This is a genomic window from Pseudomonas sp. FSL W7-0098 (genome assembly GCF_005930585.1).
Classification (GTDB): Bacteria; Pseudomonadota; Gammaproteobacteria; order Pseudomonadales; family Pseudomonadaceae; genus Aquipseudomonas; species Aquipseudomonas bubulae.
In genome coordinates this window covers 54,275-72,234 of sequence record NZ_RXHW01000007.1, presented here as the reverse complement: position 1 = coordinate 72,234, position 17,960 = coordinate 54,275, and the positions used below count along the sequence as shown (strand labels likewise).

Genomic DNA, 17,960 nt, shown 5'->3' with positions numbered 1-17,960 from the left:
TTTTTTGACAGCCCGCCAATGGCGCAGGTTAGAATCGATGGCACGCAGGCTGCATGCCAGGTCTGCGCCCTGTCTTTTTTAGCTTTCTGGAGTACTGCCTTTGAATGCGACGACCATCAACAGCCTGTTCTTGATCGGCGCGTTGCTGGTAGGCGCAAGCATCCTGGTAAGTTCTCTGTCCTCGCGCCTGGGCATCCCGATACTGGTCATCATCCTTGCGGTGGGCATGACCGCAGGTGTCGATGGCGGCGGCATCATTTTTGACAACTACCCCACGGCCTATCTGGTGGGCAACCTCGCCCTGGCGGTGATTTTGCTCGACGGCGGCTTGCGCACCCGGGTTTCCAGTTTTCGCGTGGCGTTATGGCCCGCGTTATCGCTGGCCACGGTGGGGGTGATGATCACCACGGGGCTGACCGGGCTGATGGCCGCCTGGCTGTTTAATCTCAACTTGATCCAGGGTCTGCTGGTTGGCGCCATTGTCGGCTCCACCGATGCCGCCGCAGTGTTCTCGCTGCTGGGTGGCAAAGGCCTGAACGAGCGGGTTTCAGCCAGCCTCGAAATCGAGTCCGGCAGCAACGACCCGATGGCGGTATTCCTCACCGTCACCCTGATCGACATGCTCGCCAGCGGTGAAACAGGCCTGCACTGGAGCCTGTTGCTCAACCTGGTGCGTGAATTTGCCATCGGCGGCACGGTCGGTCTGGCAGGCGGCTGGCTAATGCTGCAAATGGTCAACCGTATCAACCTGGCCAACGGCCTGTACCCGATTCTGGTGATCGCAGGCGGGCTGGTGGTCTTTTCCCTGACCAACGCCCTGCACGGCAGCGGCTTTCTCGCGGTCTACCTGTGCGGCCTGGTGATTGGCAACAGTCCGATCCGCAGCCGTCATGGCATTTTGCATATGCTCGACGGCATGGCCTGGCTGGCCCAGATTGGCATGTTCCTGGTGCTGGGCTTGCTGGTCACGCCACACGACCTGTTGCCCATCGCCATTCCAGCACTGGCACTGGCCCTGTGGATGATTCTGTTTGCCCGCCCGCTGTCAGTGGTAGTGGGGCTGCTACCTTTCAAAGCCTTCCATGGACGCGAAAAAGCCTTTATCTCATGGGTAGGCCTGCGCGGTGCGGTGCCGATCATTCTGGCGGTGTTCCCGTTGATGGCCGGGCTGCCCAATGCGCAGCTGTATTTCAACCTGGCATTCTTTATCGTGCTGGTATCTCTTCTGGTGCAAGGCACCAGCCTGCCGTGGGTCGCCAAGCTGCTCAAGGTGACCGTACCGCCTGATCTGGCCCCCGTGTCCCGTTCAGCCCTTGAAGTGCATGTCACCAGCGAGTGGGAACTCTTTGTTTATCGCCTCGACGCACAAAACTGGTGCATCGGTGCGGCCCTGCGTGAACTGAAAATGCCCGACGGCACCCGTATCGCCGCCCTGTTTCGCGATAAAAAACTGCTCCATCCGTCGGGTAGTACCACGCTTGAAGTAGGTGACCTGCTCTGCGTCATCGGCCACGAACACGACTTGCCTGCCTTGGGCAAACTGTTCAGCCAGCCCCCGAGCCGTGGCCTGGACCTGCGTTTCTTCGGCGACTTCGTGCTCGAGGGCGACGCCCAGCTGGGCGCTGTGGCCGCCTTGTACGGCCTGAAGCTGGACGGCATCGACCCGAACACCTCACTGAGCAGCTTCATTGCCCACAAGGTCGGCGGCGCGCCGGTGGTCGGCGACCAGGTGGAGTGGAACAACACCATCTGGACGGTTGCGATGATGGAAGGGAACAAGATCGCCAAAGTGGGCGTCAGATTCCCCGAAGGAAGTGCACCGGGCCCGGGGCTGTTCCTCTAAACTCCAACTTTCCGCCCTTGTCTGACCGGTATCTATGCCAACTCTGCGCACGTTCATCGCCACCGTCCTGCTCGGCCTGAGCCTTTGTGTCGGCACGCTTCAGGCTGCCGACCCGCCTACCGCCGAAGCGGTGCAGCAAAGCCTGGACAAAATTGCCGAGCGCAAACTGCCGGACGCCGACCAAAAAGCCCTGCAGGCGGTGCTCCAGCAGACCCTGACCCTGCTCGACAGCAAAGCCGATTACGAACAGCGCCTGAACGACGTCAAACAACAGATCAACGATGCCCCTCGCCAGACTGCCGAAAACCAGCGCGAACTGGCCAAAATCAAGGCCAGCAAACCCATACCCGTAGCCCAGCGCTACAGCGAGCTGTCCGTGCAGCAGCTGGAACAACTGCTGGCGGAACGCACCACGCAACAGGGCGAGCTGCAAAAAGCCCTGGCTATCGCCAACAGCCAAAGCATTGCCGCGCAGACCCGACCCGAGCGGGCTCAGGCCGAGATCAGCAATAGCCAGACCCGTATCCAGCAGATCAACACCACCCTGAAAACAGGACGCGACAATGGCAAGTTGCTTACCCCCGATCAGCGCAACCAGCTCAACGCCGAAGCCGCCTCGCTCAACGCACTGATTGCCCTGCGCCGCCAGGAACTGGCTGGCAACAGCCTGTTGCAAGATCTGAGCGGCAGCCAGCACGACCTGCTGCTGGAAAAAACCACGCGCCAGGACCAGGAAATCCAGGATCTGCAAACCCTGATCAATCAAAAGCGCCTGGCCCAGTCGCAGCAGACCGTGACCGAGCAATCCATCGAGGCTAAAAAGTCCGGCAGCAGCAGCCTGCTGGCGACCGAAAGCGCGATCAACCTCAAGCTCTCCGACTACCTGTTGCGCAGCACCGATCGCCTCAACGAGGTGACCCAGCAGAATCTGCAAACAAAGCAACAACTGGACAACGTTACCCAGAGCGACCAGGCCCTGGATGAGCAGATCAACGTGCTCAAGGGCAGTTTGTTGCTGTCCAAGATACTTTATAAGCAGAAGCAAGCCCTGCCGCGCCTGCAAAAAATGGACAAGAATCTGGCAGACGAAATCGCCGATATCCGTCTGTACCAGTTTGAAATCAACCAGCAGCGCGAGTTGATCAGCAACCCCACGACTTACGTCGACAACCTGCTGTCCACCCAACCTGCCGACCAGGTCACACCGCAACTGCGCAAAACCCTGCTCGAACTGGTCAACACCCGCAGCGATCTGCTGGACCGCCTGAACCGCGAACTAAGCTCGCTGCTCAACGAATCGATCACCCTGCAACTGAACCAGAAACAACTGCTCAGCACCGCCCAAAGCCTGCGCGCCACGCTGGATGAGCAAATGTTCTGGATCCCCAGCAACAAGCCGCTGGATCTGGAATGGCTGGAAACCGCACCGCGCCAGCTTGAGCAGCAAATCACCACCCTGCCCTGGGGTTCCAGCGTCAGTGAACTGGCAGAAGGCCTGGTGCAACGTCCCCTGCTGTTCTTGCCGTTTTTGCTGGTGGTCGTGGCGCTGCTGTGGAAACGTCGCTACCTCTACAGCAAATTGAACAAGATCCATCAGGACATCGGTCACTTCAAGCGTGACAGCCAATGGCACACGCCGCTGGCAATATTGATCAACATCTTGCTGGCGATGCCCATTTCATTGGCGCTGGCCTTGTGCGGCTACGCCTTGCAAACCGATGCCCGGGGCATGAATGCCAATACGGGCGCGGCGTTGATTCAGATGGCCGAGGCCTGGCTGGTGTTCTACACCGCTTACCGGATTCTGGCGCCGGGTGGCGTGGCCGAACTGCATTTTCGCTGGGAAAAACCGTTGGTCGCGTTCTTGCAGAACTGGATCCGCAAACTCGGTTTTGTGGTCCTGGCCCTTGTGGCCGTCGTCGCCTTTGCCGAGCAACAACCGGCTGCGCTGGCCGACGATGTCCTGGGTATTCTGGTGGTGCTCAGTTGCTATGCGGCCATGGCCTGGCTGCTCTGCCGCCTGTTGCTCAACGACTTTGAAACAGCAACAAAAGCCTATCGCCTGCGCAAGTTGCTCGGTTTTGCCTTCGCCCTGCTGCCGCTGGCGCTCTTTGTGGCGGTGTGTTTTGGCTACTACTACACCGCGCTCAAGCTCAGCGACCGCCTGATCAATACCCTCTATCTGCTGATGCTCTGGCTGGTGGTCGAAGCGGCGTTTGTCCGTGGCCTGGCAGTAGCGGCACGGCGCCTGGCCTACCAGCGTGCACTGGCCAAACGCCAGGCCGCCAAGGAAGCAGGCGAAGGCAACGATACGATTATCGAAGAGCCGACCCTGGACATCGAACAGGTCAACCAACAGTCCCTGCGCCTGATCCGCCTGGCCCTGCTGGCTGGCTTTATCGGCATTCTGTACTGGGTGTGGGCTGACTTGATCTCGGTTTTTTCCTACCTGGACAACATCACCCTCTACGAATATACCAGCGGTACCGGCGCCAATATGAGCATGGTGCCCATCAGCATCGGCGACGTGATAGGTGCGCTGGTCATCATCGGCATCAGCATCGCGCTGGCGCGTAACTTGCCCGGCCTGCTGGAGGTGCTGGTGCTGTCGCGCCTTGATCTGGGCCAGGGCAGTGCTTACGCAACTACGACCCTGCTGACCTACGTGATCATCGGCGTAGGCTTTGTCTCCACCCTGTCGACACTGGGCGTGAGCTGGGACAAGTTGCAATGGCTGGTTGCGGCACTGTCGGTAGGCCTGGGCTTCGGCATGCAGGAAATCTTCGCCAACTTTATTTCCGGGATCATGATCCTGTTCGAACGCCCGGTACGGATCGGCGACACCATCACCATCGGCAATCTGTCAGGCACCGTGAGCAAGATCCGCATCCGGGCCACCACCATCACCGACTTCGACCGCAAAGACATCATCGTCCCGAACAAGACCTTTATTACCGGGCAACTGATCAACTGGTCGCTTACGGACACCATCACCCGTGTGACCCTGAAGCTGGGCGTCGATTACGGCTCCGACCTCGACCTGGTCAAGCAGTTGCTGCTCAAGGCTGCGCAAGAGAACCCGCGGGTGCTCAAAGACCCGGAGCCCCATGTGTACTTCCTCAACTTCGGCCAAAGCACCCTCGACCACGAACTGCGCATGCACGTACGCGACCTGGGCGACCGCAACCCGGTGATCGACGAGGTCAACCGCTTTATCAACCGCGAGTTCAAGAACCACCACATCAACATCTCCTTCCAGCAGATGGAGGTGTACCTCAAGAACCTGCAGGGGCAAGAATACAAACTGGTGCCCGTTGGGCCGGAAGTCCCGCCCGAGCCGACACCACCACCGCAAAAGCCGCAGTTGGGCAAGCTCGACTGACGCAAGTCCGATGCAACCTCTGTGGGAGCTGGCTTGCCTGCGATGCAAACGAATCGGTTTAACCAACCAAGCCCGTTGATGCCATCGCGGGCAAGCCCGCTGCCACGATCCGCCACTGTTCACTGGAGACGGTCATTGAAAGCCCTCGACGAACTGACTTTTGATAACCGCTTTGCCCGCCTGGGTGATGCCTTCTCGACCCATGTGCTGCCTGAGCCCATCGACGCACCGCGTGTTGTGGTCGCCAGCGACGCCGCCCTGGCACTGCTCGACCTAGACCCCGCTGTCACCCAAGACCCTGTATTTGCGCAACTGTTTGGTGGCCATACCCTGTGGGCCAACGCCGAGCCTCGGGCGATGGTCTATTCCGGTCATCAGTTCGGTTCTTACAATCCGCAACTGGGCGATGGCCGCGGGTTACTGCTGGGTGAGGTGTATAACGACGCGGGCGAGCACTGGGACCTGCACCTCAAGGGCGCCGGCATGACCCCTTATTCGCGCATGGGTGATGGCCGCGCCGTACTGCGCTCCTCGATCCGCGAGTTTCTCGCCAGCGAGGCACTGCATGCACTGGGCATCCCCAGCAGCCGAGCCCTGTGTGTGATCGCCTCCGACACCCCGGTGTGGCGCGAAACCCAGGAGCGCGCCGCCATGGTGCTGCGCCTGGCACCCAGCCATATACGCTTCGGGCACTTCGAGTATTTCTACTACACCAAGCGCCCCGAGCAGCAAAAGCTATTGGGTGAGCATGTGCTGGCGATGCACTTCCCCGAGTGCCTGGAGCAACCCGAACCCTATCTGGCCATGTTTCGCGAAATCGTCGAACGCAACGCTGAACTGATCGCCAAGTGGCAGGCCTACGGGTTTTGTCACGGTGTAATGAACACCGACAACATGTCGATCCTGGGCATCACCTTTGACTTCGGTCCGTTCGCCTTCCTCGACGACTTCGACGCCAACTTCATCTGCAACCATTCCGACCATGAAGGGCGTTACTCCTTCAGCAACCAGGTGCCGATCGGCCAGTGGAATCTGAGTGCCCTGGCCCAGGCATTGACGCCGTTTATCAGCGTTGAAGCCTTGCGCGAAACCCTGGGGCTTTTCTTGCCGCTGTACCAGGCCCACTACCTCGACCTGATGCGCCGTCGATTGGGTCTGACCAGTGCCGAAGACACCGATCAACACCTGGTCGAAACCTTGCTGCAAAAGATGCAAGGCAGCAGCGTCGACTACAACCTGTTTTTCCGGCGCCTGGGGGACCTCCCGGCAGAACAGGCAGTAGCACGGCTGCGAGACGAATTTGTCGATCTCAAGGGTTTTGACGAATGGGCCGCGCAGTACGTGGCCCGGGTTGCCCGAGACGGCGCAAGCGATGAAAGCGTCCGGCGTGAGCGCATGCACGCGGTCAACCCGCTGTATATCCTGCGCAACTACCTGGCACAAAAGGCCATCGATGCGGCCGAGGCCGGGGATTACAGCGAAGTGCAACGCTTGCACACGGTACTGACCCAACCGTTCACCGAACAACCGGGCATGGAAGGCTACGCCGAACGCCCGCCGGAGTGGGGCAAGCATCTGGAAATCAGCTGCTCGTCGTGATGCAAAACCGGTAAATATACTGTTGCCGGTTTTGCCCGCTCCCACAGAACCGAGGCCGGTCGCCAGTCGTCGGCCCACAAACCAGCCACAGCGTGGCGCACGCCGTAAGCCTCAGATAAACATATCCACAGGCACTTTGAAGTAATCGGCCAGCCAACGAATCTGCCGTACGTTGAGCTGGCGTTTACCGCTGAGGATTTCGGACACCACAGACTGGGTGCCGACACCTGGCAAATCGCTTTGCGTCAGCCCGTGTTCCTGCATCACCGAGCGCAGCACATCGACGCCGCTGACCTTGGGCATCGGTCGATGCTCTAGGTCGTAAGCCTCAACCCAGTCACCGATGATGTCCACCAGACTCATCAAGGGGTTGGTCTCATCATCGCCTATCAAGTCGGTCAACGTATCAAGGGCGGCGACCAGCCCGTCGTAATCGGCTTCGTTTTTCGGTTTGCGCAGCAGCGGCGCCACGAATTGCCAATGCTCTGCTGCCTGTTCGACCAATGCGTTCATGGTGCTGATTCCTTCCATTTGCCCTTGTCATAGTCACGGTGATCCAGCACATGACGGATGTAGAGGCGCTGTACCCGGTAACGCACCACGGCGATCAACCGCAGTTTGTTACCACCTATATTGAAAACATGAAACGAACCCACCTTGTCGGTGGCGGGGAAAAACGACCTCAACGCGGCGAAGTCTTCAGGGCTGAGGACTTTGATCTTGCGATACCACTCATCCAGTGCGCTCGCCGATTGCGGCCATTGTGCTTTGGCTTCCCAAATTCGTTTTGCTGTAATCACTCGCATGCAATGTCCTTATCGCATCTTGCTATGAAGGCTAAACCCGAACCCTGGCAATCGCAACTTGCGATAACGATCGCCAGACCAGCGGTGCAAAGCCCGGGGGGGTTTTTACAGCCTAGATAGAGACCTGGTGGCCGGCTTGAGCACATTGTGAGCAGATACGTCATGGGGGGTGGCGGCCCAGGTGTTCATCTGCTGAACTGCACGCCATCAATCTGGAGTCGCTGCGACAGGCGGCACCAATGGCCACTTCCAAGGAGCTCTCCATGACCGAACCGCTGCTGATCCCCTGCCCCCACTGCAACGGCCTGAACCGCATCCCCGGCGATCGCCTGGGTGAGCACCCCAAATGCGGGCGCTGCAAAAATGAAGTATTGCTGGCCAGGCCCTTCGATTTGCAGCAAACCGATTACGCCAGCCAGATCAAGGGCGACCTGCCGCTACTGATAGATGTATGGGCCGAGTGGTGCGGGCCCTGCAAGGCCTTTGCTCCGGTATTTGAGCAGGCCGCCCGCCAACTGCTGGGCAAGTGTCGGCTTGCCAAGCTCGACAGCGAGGCCAACCAGCACCTGGCGGGGCAACTGGGCATCCGTTCGATACCCAGCCTGATCCTGTTTAAAAATGGCCGCGAAATCGCACGCCAGAGCGGTGCGTTGCCATTGCAGCAACTTGGCGCCTGGCTGCGCAGCCAAGGCATCAGCGCTTAAGCGTTCTGATCCAGGTAATCGTGCAACTCCACAAACTGCTGGGTCAGCTTGTGCCTCGGGTCGAAGTGAATCAAAGGCTGGCAGGCCTGATGCGACTCACGCATGCGCACTGAGCTGCTCAGGTACATGGGCAGCACCGGCAACCCCTCGGCAATCAGCTCATCAAGCATTTGCTGGGGCAGGCTGGCCCGGGCCTGAAACTGGTTGACCACGATGCCCTCGACCAGCAGGTCTTCATTGTGGTCTTCCTTTAGCTCAGCGATTTCAGCCAGCAGGCCATAGAGCGCCTGACGTGAAAAACTGTCGCAATCGAACGGAATCAGCACACGATCACAGGCAATCAACGCCGATACCGCGTAAAAATTCAGCGCGGGTGGAGTGTCGACATAAATGCGGTCATAGTCTTCAGCCAGCTCGTCCAGCAACTTACGCAACTTGTTGATCTTGTGCTTGGCCTCAAGCTTGGGTTGCAAATCGGCCAATTCACCCGTAGCCGTCACTACGTGCAAGTTTTCAAAGGGTGTTTCGTAAATATCGACCCGGTTTTTCTTCGAGCCCACGCCCGCTGACAAGGTGTGTTTAAAGAACTCGGCAATCCCCATAGGGATATCATCGCCGGTCAGTCCGGTCAGGTATTGAGTAGAGTTGGCCTGGGCATCCAGATCCACCAACAACGTGCGATACCCTTCGCTGGCGCTAACCGCAGCCAGGTTACACGCGATGCTGGATTTACCCACACCGCCTTTCTGGTTAAACACCACGCGACGCATTTCAAAACCTCCGTGTACCTATGAGTGTCCGAGTGTAGATGCCCTTTGCGCGGCTTAGCTACCTTGCTAAGAAATACCCTACATCAATCAAGAATATCTCCACAAAAACAAACGAATAAATCTCTCAAATAAAATCCATTGATCCTATTTTTCTAAATTCCCAGAAAAACCACACTGGGGCTGTAAGCAATATTTGCTACGAACCAACTGCACCGGGATAATATCGCCCCTCTGTATCAAGTGCGGCGTCGATCGGTGTCCACTTTCGCATCAAGGAAGCCTGCAAGGGCGGGATGAACTCCAGTGATCAATTTCAATATCGCCGCGTGGCGCGCCTGGGCTCCAGGCCTCGACACCGTGGCCGATTGGCAAGCCTGGAGCCAGCACCCCTGTGTACTTGCTGCCAACAGCGCAGCACCCGATGTCTCATTTTTACCCGCCATGCAACGGCGCCGCCTCAGCCGCCTGGCTCGCATGGCATTCTGCGTCGGCTGGCCATTGGCCGAAGGCCGTGAAGCATTACCGCTGGTCTTTGCCTCGCGTCACGGTGAAACCCCGCGCACATTCGACATACTCAGCGACCTTGCGGCGGATCAGCCCTTGTCCCCCACGCAGTTCAGCCTCTCGGTGCATAACGCCGTGATTGGCCTGTGGTCGATCATGCGCGGCGAAACCAGCGAAATGACCGCTATTGCTGCCGCCGGAGACGGCCTGGAGCACGGCCTGATCGAAGCCTGCGCCCTGCTCAATGAAGGCGCGCCTGCCGTGTTGCTGATCATCACCGAAGAGCAGCCACCCGAGGCCTATGCACGCTGTATCAATGACGTGCCCTTCCCTTATGCCGTGGGCCTGCTGCTGACCCCGGGCGAGCAATGGCAGGTTTCACTCGCCAGTGGTACCGCAGGCATAGAACAAGCTCAATGGCCCCATGCCCTGAATCTGTTGCGCCAACTGCTCGATAAGCAGCAGAGATCATTCCAGCACACCTGGAAAAACCGCGTGTGGAACTGGCAGCACAGCCTGTGAGCGCCCGCCGTGATGCTTATGCCTGGCGCTTGATCGCCACTGCCATCAGCTTTGCACTGTTCGGTATCGGTTGCCTGTGCCTGCGTCTGGTGATTTTTCCGGTGCTGAGTTGCCTGCCGGGCGATGCCACGCGTCAGCGCGAGCGTGCCCGTTTTACCGTCAGCCGCCTGTTCTGGCTGTTTATTCGCACCATGGCGCGCATGGGCGTGCTGACCTATGACGTCCAGGGTGCCGAGCGGCTAGGCCGCCCCGGGCAGATGATCATCGCCAACCACCCGTCGCTAATCGATGTGGTTTTTTTGATCGGCCTGGTGAGAAACGCCAATTGCGTGGTCAAACAGAGCCTTTGGCAAAACCCGTTTACCCGTAGCCCTGTGCGTGCGGCGCAATACATCAGCAATGATGGCAGCGTAGACATGCTCGATAACGCTGCGGGGGCGTTGCAGCAAGGCCAGACCCTGGTGATTTTCCCGGAAGGCACGCGTACCCGGCCAGGCCATGCGCCATCCTTTCATCGCGGGGCCGCCGCGATTGCACTGCGGGGTGCGAAGATCCTTACGCCGGTGGTGATCAAGGTCAGCCCCACCACGCTGACCAAGGCCGAGCCCTGGTATCGCATACCCGAGCGTCGCGTGCACTTCAGCTTTCGGGTCGGTGCCGATATAGATCCACATACATTTTCCGCGCTTGGCCCGCCGCCCAAAGCCTCGCGCCTGCTCAACGACTTCGTGCATGACTATTTTATTAAGGAGCTCGCCACAGATGAGCGATCTGAAAAACGATATTAAACAGCTGATCATCGATGCCCTGGGCCTCGAAGACATCAGTGTCAGCGACATTGGCGACGATCAAACCCTGTTTGGCGACGGCCTGGGGCTGGACTCGGTCGACGCACTGGAGCTGGGCCTGGCGATTCAAAAGACCTACGGCATCAAAATAGACGCCGACGCCAAAGATACACGCAATCATTTTTCCAACGTGGCCAGCCTTGCGGCTTTTGTCACCGCCAAACAGGCAGCCTGAGACCGAACCATGCAAAACCGTGACGACATTTTCAACACCCTGCGCGACGCTCTGGTCGAACTTTTCGAACTGGAACCCGAACGCATCACCCTGGACGCCAACCTGTATCAGGATCTGGAAATCGACAGCATTGACGCTGTCGACCTGATTGACCATATCAAGCGTAAAACCGGCAAACGAATCGCCGCTGAAGAATTCAAATCGGTGCGTACCGTCAATGACGTGGTCGAGGCGGTTTACCGCCTGGTTCACGCTGACGCATGAACCGCCTGATTGGCCTCGGCCTGTTGCTGGCCGGACTGATGTACCCCTTTGCGGTGTATTTCGGCATGGCCCATTTCGCCCCGTGGCAATTCGCGCTGCTGCTGGGCAGCCTGTGGCTGGCCCGCGCCCTGACCGGCGAACGCCGCCCGGGCAGTCTGTTGATGGCGGTGGTTGCATTGATGTTCTGTGCCCTGCTGGGGCTGTTCAACAGCCCGGCACTGTTGCGCTGGTACCCAGTGCTGGTCAGCACGTTCATGCTTTGCCTGTTCGGCCTGAGCCTGAAGTACGGGCCGCCAATGATCGAGCGGCTGGCGCGGTTGCGCGAGCCCGTGCTGCCCGATATTGCAATTGATTACACGCGGCAGGTGACCAAGGTCTGGTGCCTGTTCTTCATGCTAAACGGATTAGTCGCAGCCTCCCTGACGCTGTGGGCGCCGCTGAGCTGGTGGACGTTATACAACGGCCTGATCGCCTACGCGCTGATGGGGCTGCTGTTTTTCATTGAATGGCTGATACGACAAAAGGTAAGAGGCCGGGCATGAATTGGATAAATCTTGAGCACCTGCTGCTCAAGGGGCACGCAGATCGCCGGGTCAGCGTTGACCCCGAGCTGAACCACGACACCCTGCGTGAACGGGCCCTGCGCCTGGCGGGCGGCCTGCAACAGCGCGGCGTGCGACGCGTTGCCGTACACCTTGAAGATGCCGCCGAGCTGGCGCAGGCCTTGCTCGGTGCCTGGCAGGCCGGAGTCAGCGTGCTCTTGCCCGCCGACCTGCAAGCGCAAACCCGCCTTCGATGGGACAGCCAGGTTGACCTGTGGATAACTCAAAGCGAAGAGTTGCAGGACCTGTACGCCGATCCTCTGCCTGCAGCGCAACTGGATCTGGACCAGTGCCAGCTCAGTTTGTGCACCTCGGGCTCCAGCGGCGAACCCAAACGGATCGACAAAAGCCTGCGCCAGATGGCCAACGAGGTTCAGGCACTGGAGCAACTGTGGGGTGCTGATCTGGGTGATGCATGCATTATTGCCAGTGTGGCGGCGCAGCACATCTACGGGCTGTTGTTCCGTGTGTTGTGGCCTCTGTGCGCAGGCCGCAGCTTTGTACGCAAACAACTGGCCTTCCCTGAAGACATGCAACGCGCCAGCCGTGAGCACGCTGCTTTTGCCTGGATCGCCAGCCCGGCCTTGCTCAAGCGCATGGCCGACAACCTCGACTGGCCGGCGTTAAGCTCGGTCCGCCGAGTATTTTCTTCTGGCGGTGCCCTGCCCGAAGAAGCAGCCCGGACGCTGTTCGAACGCCTGGGCCAGTGGCCGACCGAGATCCTCGGCAGCTCCGAAACCGGCGGTATCGCCTGGCGTCAGGGGCAACACCTGTGGCAGCCCTTTGCCGATGTGCAATTGAGCCAGAGCAGTGACGGCGCCTTGATCATCGCCTCTAGCTACTTGCCCAAGGGCCATGTCGAACACACGGCTGATGCCGCCCGTATTGAAGCCGACGGGCGATTTGAGTTGCTCGGGCGACTGGATCGCATCGTCAAACTCGAAGAGAAACGTATTTCCCTGCCAATGCTGGAGCAGGCGCTGGTCTCCCATGACTGGGTAGCCGAAGCCCGCCTGGGCGTGGTGCATGACCAACGCGCCTCACTGGGCGCCCTGCTGGTGCTCAGCGCCAGTGGCCTGTTTGCCCTGCGCGAACAGGGGCGCCGAGCCCTGACTCACACCCTGCGCCAGCACTTGAGTCAGCACTGCGAAGCCGTGGCCTTGCCGCGCCGCTGGCGTTTGCTGCGCCAGTTACCACTCAACAGCCAGGGCAAGCTGCCACAGGCCCGAGTCGATGCATTGTTACTCGCACCCCGGCCCAAGCTGCCGGAAGTGTTGAGCCAAAGCGAAGACGCCGGTCAGTGGACGCTGAACCTGTCGATCCCGCCGGACCTGGCGTTCTTCAGCGGCCATTTCCCCAAAACACCGGTGTTGCCGGGTGTGGTGCAAGTGGACTGGGCAATGGTGTTGGGCCAGCAACTGCTCGATCTGCCGCCGCGTTTTGCCGGGATGGAAGTACTCAAGTTCCAGCAACTGGTGCGCCCCGGGGACGCCATTGAATTAACCCTGCGCTTTGACAGCGAACGCGCAAAATTGCACTTCGCCTACCGCAACGCCACTGCACCCTGTTCCAGTGGTCGCATCGTGCTGGAGGCCCCCTGTGGATAACAGTAATAGTCCCGTGCATAACCCCTGCGCCGTGATCCCGGTGTACAACCACGAAACCGCCGTGCCTGGCGTGGTCGCGGCCCTGCGCGCCGCTGGTTTGCCCTGTGTGCTGGTCGACGACGCCAGCAGCCCCGCTTGCGCCGCTGTTCTTGGTGAGCTTGCCCGTGGCGAAAACATCTTCCTCATTCGTCTGGCCGTCAATCAGGGCAAAGGCGGCGCAGTCATGGCCGGTCTTCGTGAAGCCATGCAACTGGGCTTTACCCATGCCCTGCAAGTGGATGCAGATGGCCAGCACGATCTGCGCAACGTCGCTACTTTCATGCGGGTTTCACAGCAAAACCCTGCAGCGCTGGTCTGCGGTTACCCACAATACGATGCCAGCGTGCCCAAGGGCCGCCTGTATGCGCGTTACCTGACCCATGTGTGGGTGTGGATCAACAGCCTTTCATTGCAGATTCCCGACTCGATGTGCGGTTTTCGGGTCTACCCGCTGGCGCCGACCCTCGCACTGATCAACTCGGTAACGCTGGGCAAGCGCATGGATTTCGACCCCGAGATCCTGGTTCGCCTGGCGTGGCGCAACCAGCCGATGTGCTGGCTGCCGACCCAGGTCCACTACCCGCAGGACGGTCTCTCGCACTTTCGCCTGTTCCATGACAATGCGCTGATTTCGAGCATGCACACCAAGCTGTTTTTCGGCATGTTGATACGCTTGCCGGGCATCCTCTGGAGGCGCTGCAAAGCATGAATGAACCTCAACAGCATTGGGCTGCCCACAAAGAGCGCGGCAGTTTCCGGCTGATGAAGCTCACCGCCCTGGGCGTCAGGTTGCTGGGCCGACGTGTGCTCAGCCCGGTGCTTTACGCCATTGTGCTGTACTTCTTTGTGTTCGGCGGCCGCGCACGACGCAGCATCTGGCAATACCAGCAGCGCCTGGCCGACTGGAGCGAGCAAAGCGAGTTGCGCCCTACCCGCTGGCGGGTATTCGGGCAGTTCATGGCGTTTGCCGACGCCCTGCTCGACAAGCTCGATGTATGGAATGGCCGTCTCAAGATCGAAGACATCGAAATCGTTGACCCCGCGCTGCTGCGCAATCAACTGCGCGGCGAACGCGGGCAGATGCTGGTAGGCGCCCACTTGGGGAACCTTGAAGTCTGCCGTGCGCTCGCCGAACTGGGCGAGCAGGTGACCATGAATGTGCTGGTTCACACCCGGCATGCCGAACACTTCAACCGCCTGCTGGGCGAAGCCGGGGCCAGCCATTTACGGTTGATTCAGGTCAGTGAACTCAACCCGGCGGTGATGCTGCAACTCAACCAGCGCCTGGAAAACGGCGAATGGCTGGCCATCGCCGGTGACCGCGTACCACTCAATGGCGGGCGCCATATAGAGGTCGGTTTCCTCGGCTATACGGCAGCATTCCCCCAAGGCCCGTGGTTGCTGGCAGGACTGCTCAAATGCCCGGTCAATCTGATGTTCTGCCTGAAACACAAAGGCCGTTATCGAGTCATCCTCGAACCCTTTGCCCGCGAAGTGGTGTGGCGACGCAATAACCGCGAGCAGGTGATCGACGACTGGGCCACGCTCTACGCCGACCGCCTGGGCTACTACTGCCTGCAGGCACCGCAACAATGGTTCAACTTTTACCCTTTCTGGAAGACCGATGACGACGCATCCGCATGAGCCAGTAACCTTCGGCCAAACCCCGTTGCGCATTGAAGACGTGCTGGCCCTGGCCAATCGTCAGGCGCCAACGCGGCTGCAGGACGACCCCGACTACCGCGAGCGCATCGCCAAGGGCGCGCGCTTTCTCGACTCGCTGCTGGACAAGAAAGGCGTGATCTATGGCGTAACCACCGGCTACGGCGACTCCTGCGTGGTTGCGGTGCCGCTGGAGCACGTCGAAGCCTTGCCCCGCCACCTCTACACCTTCCACGGTTGCGGCCTGGGCAAATTGCTCGATGCGCAAGCCACCCGCGCGGTGCTTGCGGCACGCTTGCAGTCGCTGTGCCACGGCGTGTCGGGGGTGCGCATAGAGTTGCTGGAACGATTGCAGGCCTTTATTGCCCACGACATCCTGCCACTGATCCCCGAAGAAGGCTCGGTGGGGGCCAGTGGCGACCTGACGCCACTGTCTTACGTGGCCGCAACCCTGTCGGGCGAACGCGAAGTCCTGTTCAAGGGCGAGCGCCGCCTTGCAGCAGATGTGCACCGGGAACTGGGCTGGACACCGCTGATACTTCGGCCCAAGGAAGCGCTGGCACTGATGAACGGTACCGCCGTGATGACCGGCCTCGCCTGCCTGGCCTATGCCCGCGCCGACTACCTGCTCAAACTGGCCACGCGCATCACCGCCCTCAACGTGGTGGCGCTGCAAGGCAACCCCGAGCACTTTGACGAACGCCTGTTTGCCACCAAGCCGCACCCGGGACAAATGCAGGTCGCTGCCTGGATCCGTCAGGACCTCGCCATCGATGCCCCCACTGCACCGTTGCATCGCCTGCAAGACCGCTACTCGCTGCGTTGCGCGCCCCATGTGCTGGGCGTGCTGGCAGACAGCCTGAGCTGGCTGCGCGGGTTTATCGAGACCGAACTCAACAGCGCCAACGACAACCCGATCATTGACGCCGAAGAGGAGCGCGTACTGCACGGCGGGCACTTCTACGGCGGCCATATCGCCTTTGCGATGGACAGCCTCAAGACCTTGGTGGCCAACGTCGCCGACCTGCTCGACCGCCAGCTCGCCCTGCTGGTGGACGTGCGCTACAACCACGGCCTGCCGAGCAACCTGTCGGGCGCCAGCGCAGAACGGGCAATGCTCAACCACGGCTTTAAAGCGGTGCAGATAGGTACCAGCGCCTGGACTGCCGAGGCATTGAAAAACACCATGCCGGCCAGCGTCTTCTCACGCTCCACGGAATGCCATAACCAGGACAAGGTGAGCATGGGCACCATCGCCGCTCGTGATGCGATCCGCGTACTGGAGTTGACCGAGCAGGTGGCAGCGGCCACCTTGCTGGCTGCCCATCAGGGCGTTTGGCTGCGCAGCCGTGCCGAAGACGCTCGCCCGTTGCCGCCGGCGCTGGCGCAGATGCATGCCGAACTGGCCAAAGATTTTGCCCCCGTGGTTGAAGACCGCGCCCTGGAAGCCGAACTGCGTTTGTGCCTGAGCCGCATCGCCCAACAACACTGGAGGCTGCATGCGTAGTAAAGGGGTTTTTCACGTTGATACCGAAGTGTTGGTGCCGTTTTTCGACATCGATACCATGCACGTGGTGTGGCACGGGCATTACGTCAAATACCTCGAAGTGGCGCGCTGTGCGCTGCTTGACCATATCGGTCACAACTACACGCAGATGCTCGAAGCGGGTTATGCGTGGCCGGTGATCGACATGCAGTTGCGTTATGTCCGCGGCGCCACGTTCGGCCAGCGGATCAACGTGCGCGCCAGCCTGGTGGAATGGGAGAACCGCCTGAAGATTAATTATCTGATTAGCGATGCGGTCACGGGTGAGCGTTTGACTAGGGCAGTTACAGTGCAGGTGGCAGTTGAAATTGAGAGCCGGGAGATGCAATTGGCCTCGCCTGGGTGTTTTGTGCGGGCTGTAGAGCGGGTGCTGTCATGAATGGATCAAAAGCCCCTCACCCTAGCCCTCTCCCAAAGGGAGAGGGGATTGACCGCGGCGCACTCAAGAACTCAGCCATTCTGCTCCCTCTCCCTCTGGGAGAGGGCAAAGGCCGCACCCGTCTCTCATTGCTGTTCGCCGCCTTGCTGTTCACCCCACTGGCCCACGCCTTCGACCTGCAACAACTGAGCGAACAACTGGCCAAGCCCCAGGTGATCCACGGTGATTTCATCCAGGAAAAACACCTGCGCGCGCTGCCCAAGCCACTCACCAGCACCGGCACATTTGTCCTGGCCAAGGACCACGGCCTGCTCTGGCAACTGAAAACCCCGCTGCAACAGGATTACCGCATCAACGCCCAGGGCATCGCCCGACGCGACGGCACGCAATGGCAGATGCTCCCGGGCAAAAGCGCGGGCGCTGAGCAGAACCGTTTGTTCCTCGCTGTTTTGCAAGGCGACAGCAGCGGCCTGCAACGTGATTTCGACCTGCAATTACAAGGCGAACCCAGCCGCTGGGCGCTGACGCTGACACCACGTTCACTGCTGCTCAAGCAAGTGTTCACCCGGATCAATATTGAAGGCGGCGAGCTGGTGCAACGTATCGAACTGCAAGAAGCCCAAGGTGACAGCACGCTGCTAAAAATGCCAAACAGCGTCGGCAATCAACCCTTGAGCAACGCGGAGCAAAACGACTTTGCGCAGTGAG

Annotated in this window: 18 protein-coding genes; 15 read left to right on the top strand and 3 right to left on the bottom strand. The window is 59.8% G+C overall.

Going from position 1 to position 17,960, the window contains the following annotated elements; genetic code table 11:
• Positions 1-100 precede the first annotated feature (100 nt).
• The 3 genes from FHL07_RS14505 to selO all read left to right on the top strand — a co-directional run bounded on the left by FHL07_RS14505 (position 101) and on the right by selO (position 6,824).
• Positions 101-1,843, top strand: a complete 1,743-nt coding sequence (locus tag FHL07_RS14505) for a potassium/proton antiporter (RefSeq protein WP_095000894.1) — start codon at positions 101-103, stop codon at positions 1,841-1,843.
• A gap of 34 nt (positions 1,844-1,877) precedes the next feature.
• A complete protein-coding gene (gene mscK, locus FHL07_RS14500) occupies positions 1,878-5,225 on the top strand; it encodes a mechanosensitive channel MscK (RefSeq protein WP_095017708.1) in 3,348 nt (1,115 codons plus the stop codon).
• 135 nt (positions 5,226-5,360) lie between these two features.
• Positions 5,361-6,824, top strand: coding sequence for a protein adenylyltransferase SelO (gene selO, locus FHL07_RS14495; protein ID WP_095017709.1), 1,464 nt, complete (start codon positions 5,361-5,363; stop codon positions 6,822-6,824).
• Positions 6,825-6,935: 111 nt separating this feature from the next.
• Here selO and FHL07_RS14490 read toward each other — a convergent pair whose 3' ends face one another.
• A complete protein-coding gene (locus FHL07_RS14490; protein WP_095023804.1) occupies positions 6,936-7,337 on the bottom strand; it encodes a helix-turn-helix domain-containing protein in 402 nt (133 codons plus the stop codon).
• The gene (locus FHL07_RS14485) at positions 7,334-7,630 is read right to left on the bottom strand and encodes a type II toxin-antitoxin system HigB family toxin (RefSeq protein WP_095000890.1); all 297 of its coding nucleotides are present in this window, start codon (positions 7,628-7,630) and stop codon (positions 7,334-7,336) included. The genes FHL07_RS14490 and FHL07_RS14485 overlap by 4 nt, the downstream gene beginning before the upstream one ends.
• Before the next feature lie 263 nt (positions 7,631-7,893).
• Between FHL07_RS14485 and trxC the strand changes: the two genes are divergently transcribed.
• Positions 7,894-8,334, top strand: coding sequence for a thioredoxin TrxC (gene trxC, locus FHL07_RS14480; RefSeq protein WP_095000889.1), 441 nt, complete (start codon positions 7,894-7,896; stop codon positions 8,332-8,334).
• Here trxC and FHL07_RS14475 read toward each other — a convergent pair.
• A complete protein-coding gene (locus FHL07_RS14475) occupies positions 8,331-9,104 on the bottom strand; it encodes a ParA family protein (protein ID WP_095000888.1) in 774 nt (257 codons plus the stop codon). The genes trxC and FHL07_RS14475 overlap by 4 nt on opposite strands.
• A gap of 303 nt (positions 9,105-9,407) precedes the next feature.
• Here FHL07_RS14475 and FHL07_RS14470 point away from each other — a divergent pair, with 303 nt between their 5' ends.
• The 11 genes from FHL07_RS14470 to FHL07_RS14420 are packed head-to-tail and all read left to right on the top strand — an operon-like array spanning position 9,408 to position 17,959.
• Positions 9,408-10,130, top strand: a complete 723-nt coding sequence (locus FHL07_RS14470; RefSeq protein WP_095017711.1) for a beta-ketoacyl synthase chain length factor — start codon at positions 9,408-9,410, stop codon at positions 10,128-10,130.
• A complete protein-coding gene (locus tag FHL07_RS14465; RefSeq protein ID WP_095000886.1) occupies positions 10,106-10,918 on the top strand; it encodes a lysophospholipid acyltransferase family protein in 813 nt (270 codons plus the stop codon). Before FHL07_RS14470 ends, FHL07_RS14465 begins: the two co-directional genes overlap by 25 nt.
• Positions 10,893-11,153, top strand: coding sequence for a phosphopantetheine-binding protein (locus FHL07_RS14460; protein WP_095000885.1), 261 nt, complete (start codon positions 10,893-10,895; stop codon positions 11,151-11,153). Before FHL07_RS14465 ends, FHL07_RS14460 begins: the two co-directional genes overlap by 26 nt.
• A gap of 9 nt (positions 11,154-11,162) precedes the next feature.
• A complete protein-coding gene (locus tag FHL07_RS14455; RefSeq protein ID WP_095000884.1) occupies positions 11,163-11,417 on the top strand; it encodes an acyl carrier protein in 255 nt (84 codons plus the stop codon).
• A complete protein-coding gene (locus FHL07_RS14450; protein WP_095000883.1) occupies positions 11,414-11,959 on the top strand; it encodes a COG4648 family protein in 546 nt (181 codons plus the stop codon). The genes FHL07_RS14455 and FHL07_RS14450 overlap by 4 nt, the downstream gene beginning before the upstream one ends.
• Complete coding sequence (locus FHL07_RS14445; protein ID WP_095025236.1) at positions 11,956-13,626, top strand: AMP-binding protein; 1,671 nt, start codon at positions 11,956-11,958, stop codon at positions 13,624-13,626. The genes FHL07_RS14450 and FHL07_RS14445 overlap by 4 nt, the downstream gene beginning before the upstream one ends.
• A 13-nt stretch (positions 13,627-13,639) precedes the next feature.
• The gene (locus tag FHL07_RS14440; protein ID WP_095000881.1) at positions 13,640-14,374 is read left to right on the top strand and encodes a glycosyltransferase family 2 protein; all 735 of its coding nucleotides are present in this window, start codon (positions 13,640-13,642) and stop codon (positions 14,372-14,374) included.
• Positions 14,371-15,309, top strand: a complete 939-nt coding sequence (locus FHL07_RS14435) for an LpxL/LpxP family acyltransferase (protein ID WP_095000880.1) — start codon at positions 14,371-14,373, stop codon at positions 15,307-15,309. The genes FHL07_RS14440 and FHL07_RS14435 overlap by 4 nt, the downstream gene beginning before the upstream one ends.
• A complete protein-coding gene (locus FHL07_RS14430; protein ID WP_138738620.1) occupies positions 15,290-16,834 on the top strand; it encodes an HAL/PAL/TAL family ammonia-lyase in 1,545 nt (514 codons plus the stop codon). The genes FHL07_RS14435 and FHL07_RS14430 overlap by 20 nt, the downstream gene beginning before the upstream one ends.
• Positions 16,827-17,252 (top strand): acyl-CoA thioesterase, encoded by a 426-nt coding sequence (locus FHL07_RS14425; RefSeq protein WP_095000878.1) that lies wholly within the window; start codon positions 16,827-16,829, stop codon positions 17,250-17,252. Before FHL07_RS14430 ends, FHL07_RS14425 begins: the two co-directional genes overlap by 8 nt.
• Complete coding sequence (locus tag FHL07_RS14420; RefSeq protein ID WP_238705551.1) at positions 17,249-17,959, top strand: outer membrane lipoprotein carrier protein LolA; 711 nt, start codon at positions 17,249-17,251, stop codon at positions 17,957-17,959. Before FHL07_RS14425 ends, FHL07_RS14420 begins: the two co-directional genes overlap by 4 nt.
• Position 17,960: the final 1 nt, after the last annotated feature.

Excerpts from the sequence above, each read along its gene's own strand:
- mscK (WP_095017708.1), top strand. The coding sequence starts at position 1,878 with ATGCCAACTCTGCGCACGTTCATCGCCACCGTCCTGCTCGGCCTGAGC.
- FHL07_RS14425 (WP_095000878.1), top strand. The coding sequence starts at position 16,827 with ATGCGTAGTAAAGGGGTTTTTCACGTTGATACCGAAGTGTTGGTGCCG.
- FHL07_RS14490 (WP_095023804.1), bottom strand. The coding sequence starts at position 7,337 with ATGAACGCATTGGTCGAACAGGCAGCAGAGCATTGGCAATTCGTGGCG.
- FHL07_RS14455 (WP_095000884.1), top strand. The coding sequence starts at position 11,163 with ATGCAAAACCGTGACGACATTTTCAACACCCTGCGCGACGCTCTGGTC.
- FHL07_RS14485 (WP_095000890.1), bottom strand. The coding sequence starts at position 7,630 with ATGCGAGTGATTACAGCAAAACGAATTTGGGAAGCCAAAGCACAATGG.
- FHL07_RS14435 (WP_095000880.1), top strand. The coding sequence starts at position 14,371 with ATGAATGAACCTCAACAGCATTGGGCTGCCCACAAAGAGCGCGGCAGT.
- FHL07_RS14420 (WP_238705551.1), top strand. The coding sequence starts at position 17,249 with ATGAATGGATCAAAAGCCCCTCACCCTAGCCCTCTCCCAAAGGGAGAG.
- FHL07_RS14445 (WP_095025236.1), top strand. The coding sequence starts at position 11,956 with ATGAATTGGATAAATCTTGAGCACCTGCTGCTCAAGGGGCACGCAGAT.
- FHL07_RS14430 (WP_138738620.1), top strand. The coding sequence starts at position 15,290 with ATGACGACGCATCCGCATGAGCCAGTAACCTTCGGCCAAACCCCGTTG.
- FHL07_RS14460 (WP_095000885.1), top strand. The coding sequence starts at position 10,893 with ATGAGCGATCTGAAAAACGATATTAAACAGCTGATCATCGATGCCCTG.
- trxC (WP_095000889.1), top strand. The coding sequence starts at position 7,894 with ATGACCGAACCGCTGCTGATCCCCTGCCCCCACTGCAACGGCCTGAAC.
- FHL07_RS14450 (WP_095000883.1), top strand. The coding sequence starts at position 11,414 with ATGAACCGCCTGATTGGCCTCGGCCTGTTGCTGGCCGGACTGATGTAC.
- FHL07_RS14475 (WP_095000888.1), bottom strand. The coding sequence starts at position 9,104 with ATGCGTCGCGTGGTGTTTAACCAGAAAGGCGGTGTGGGTAAATCCAGC.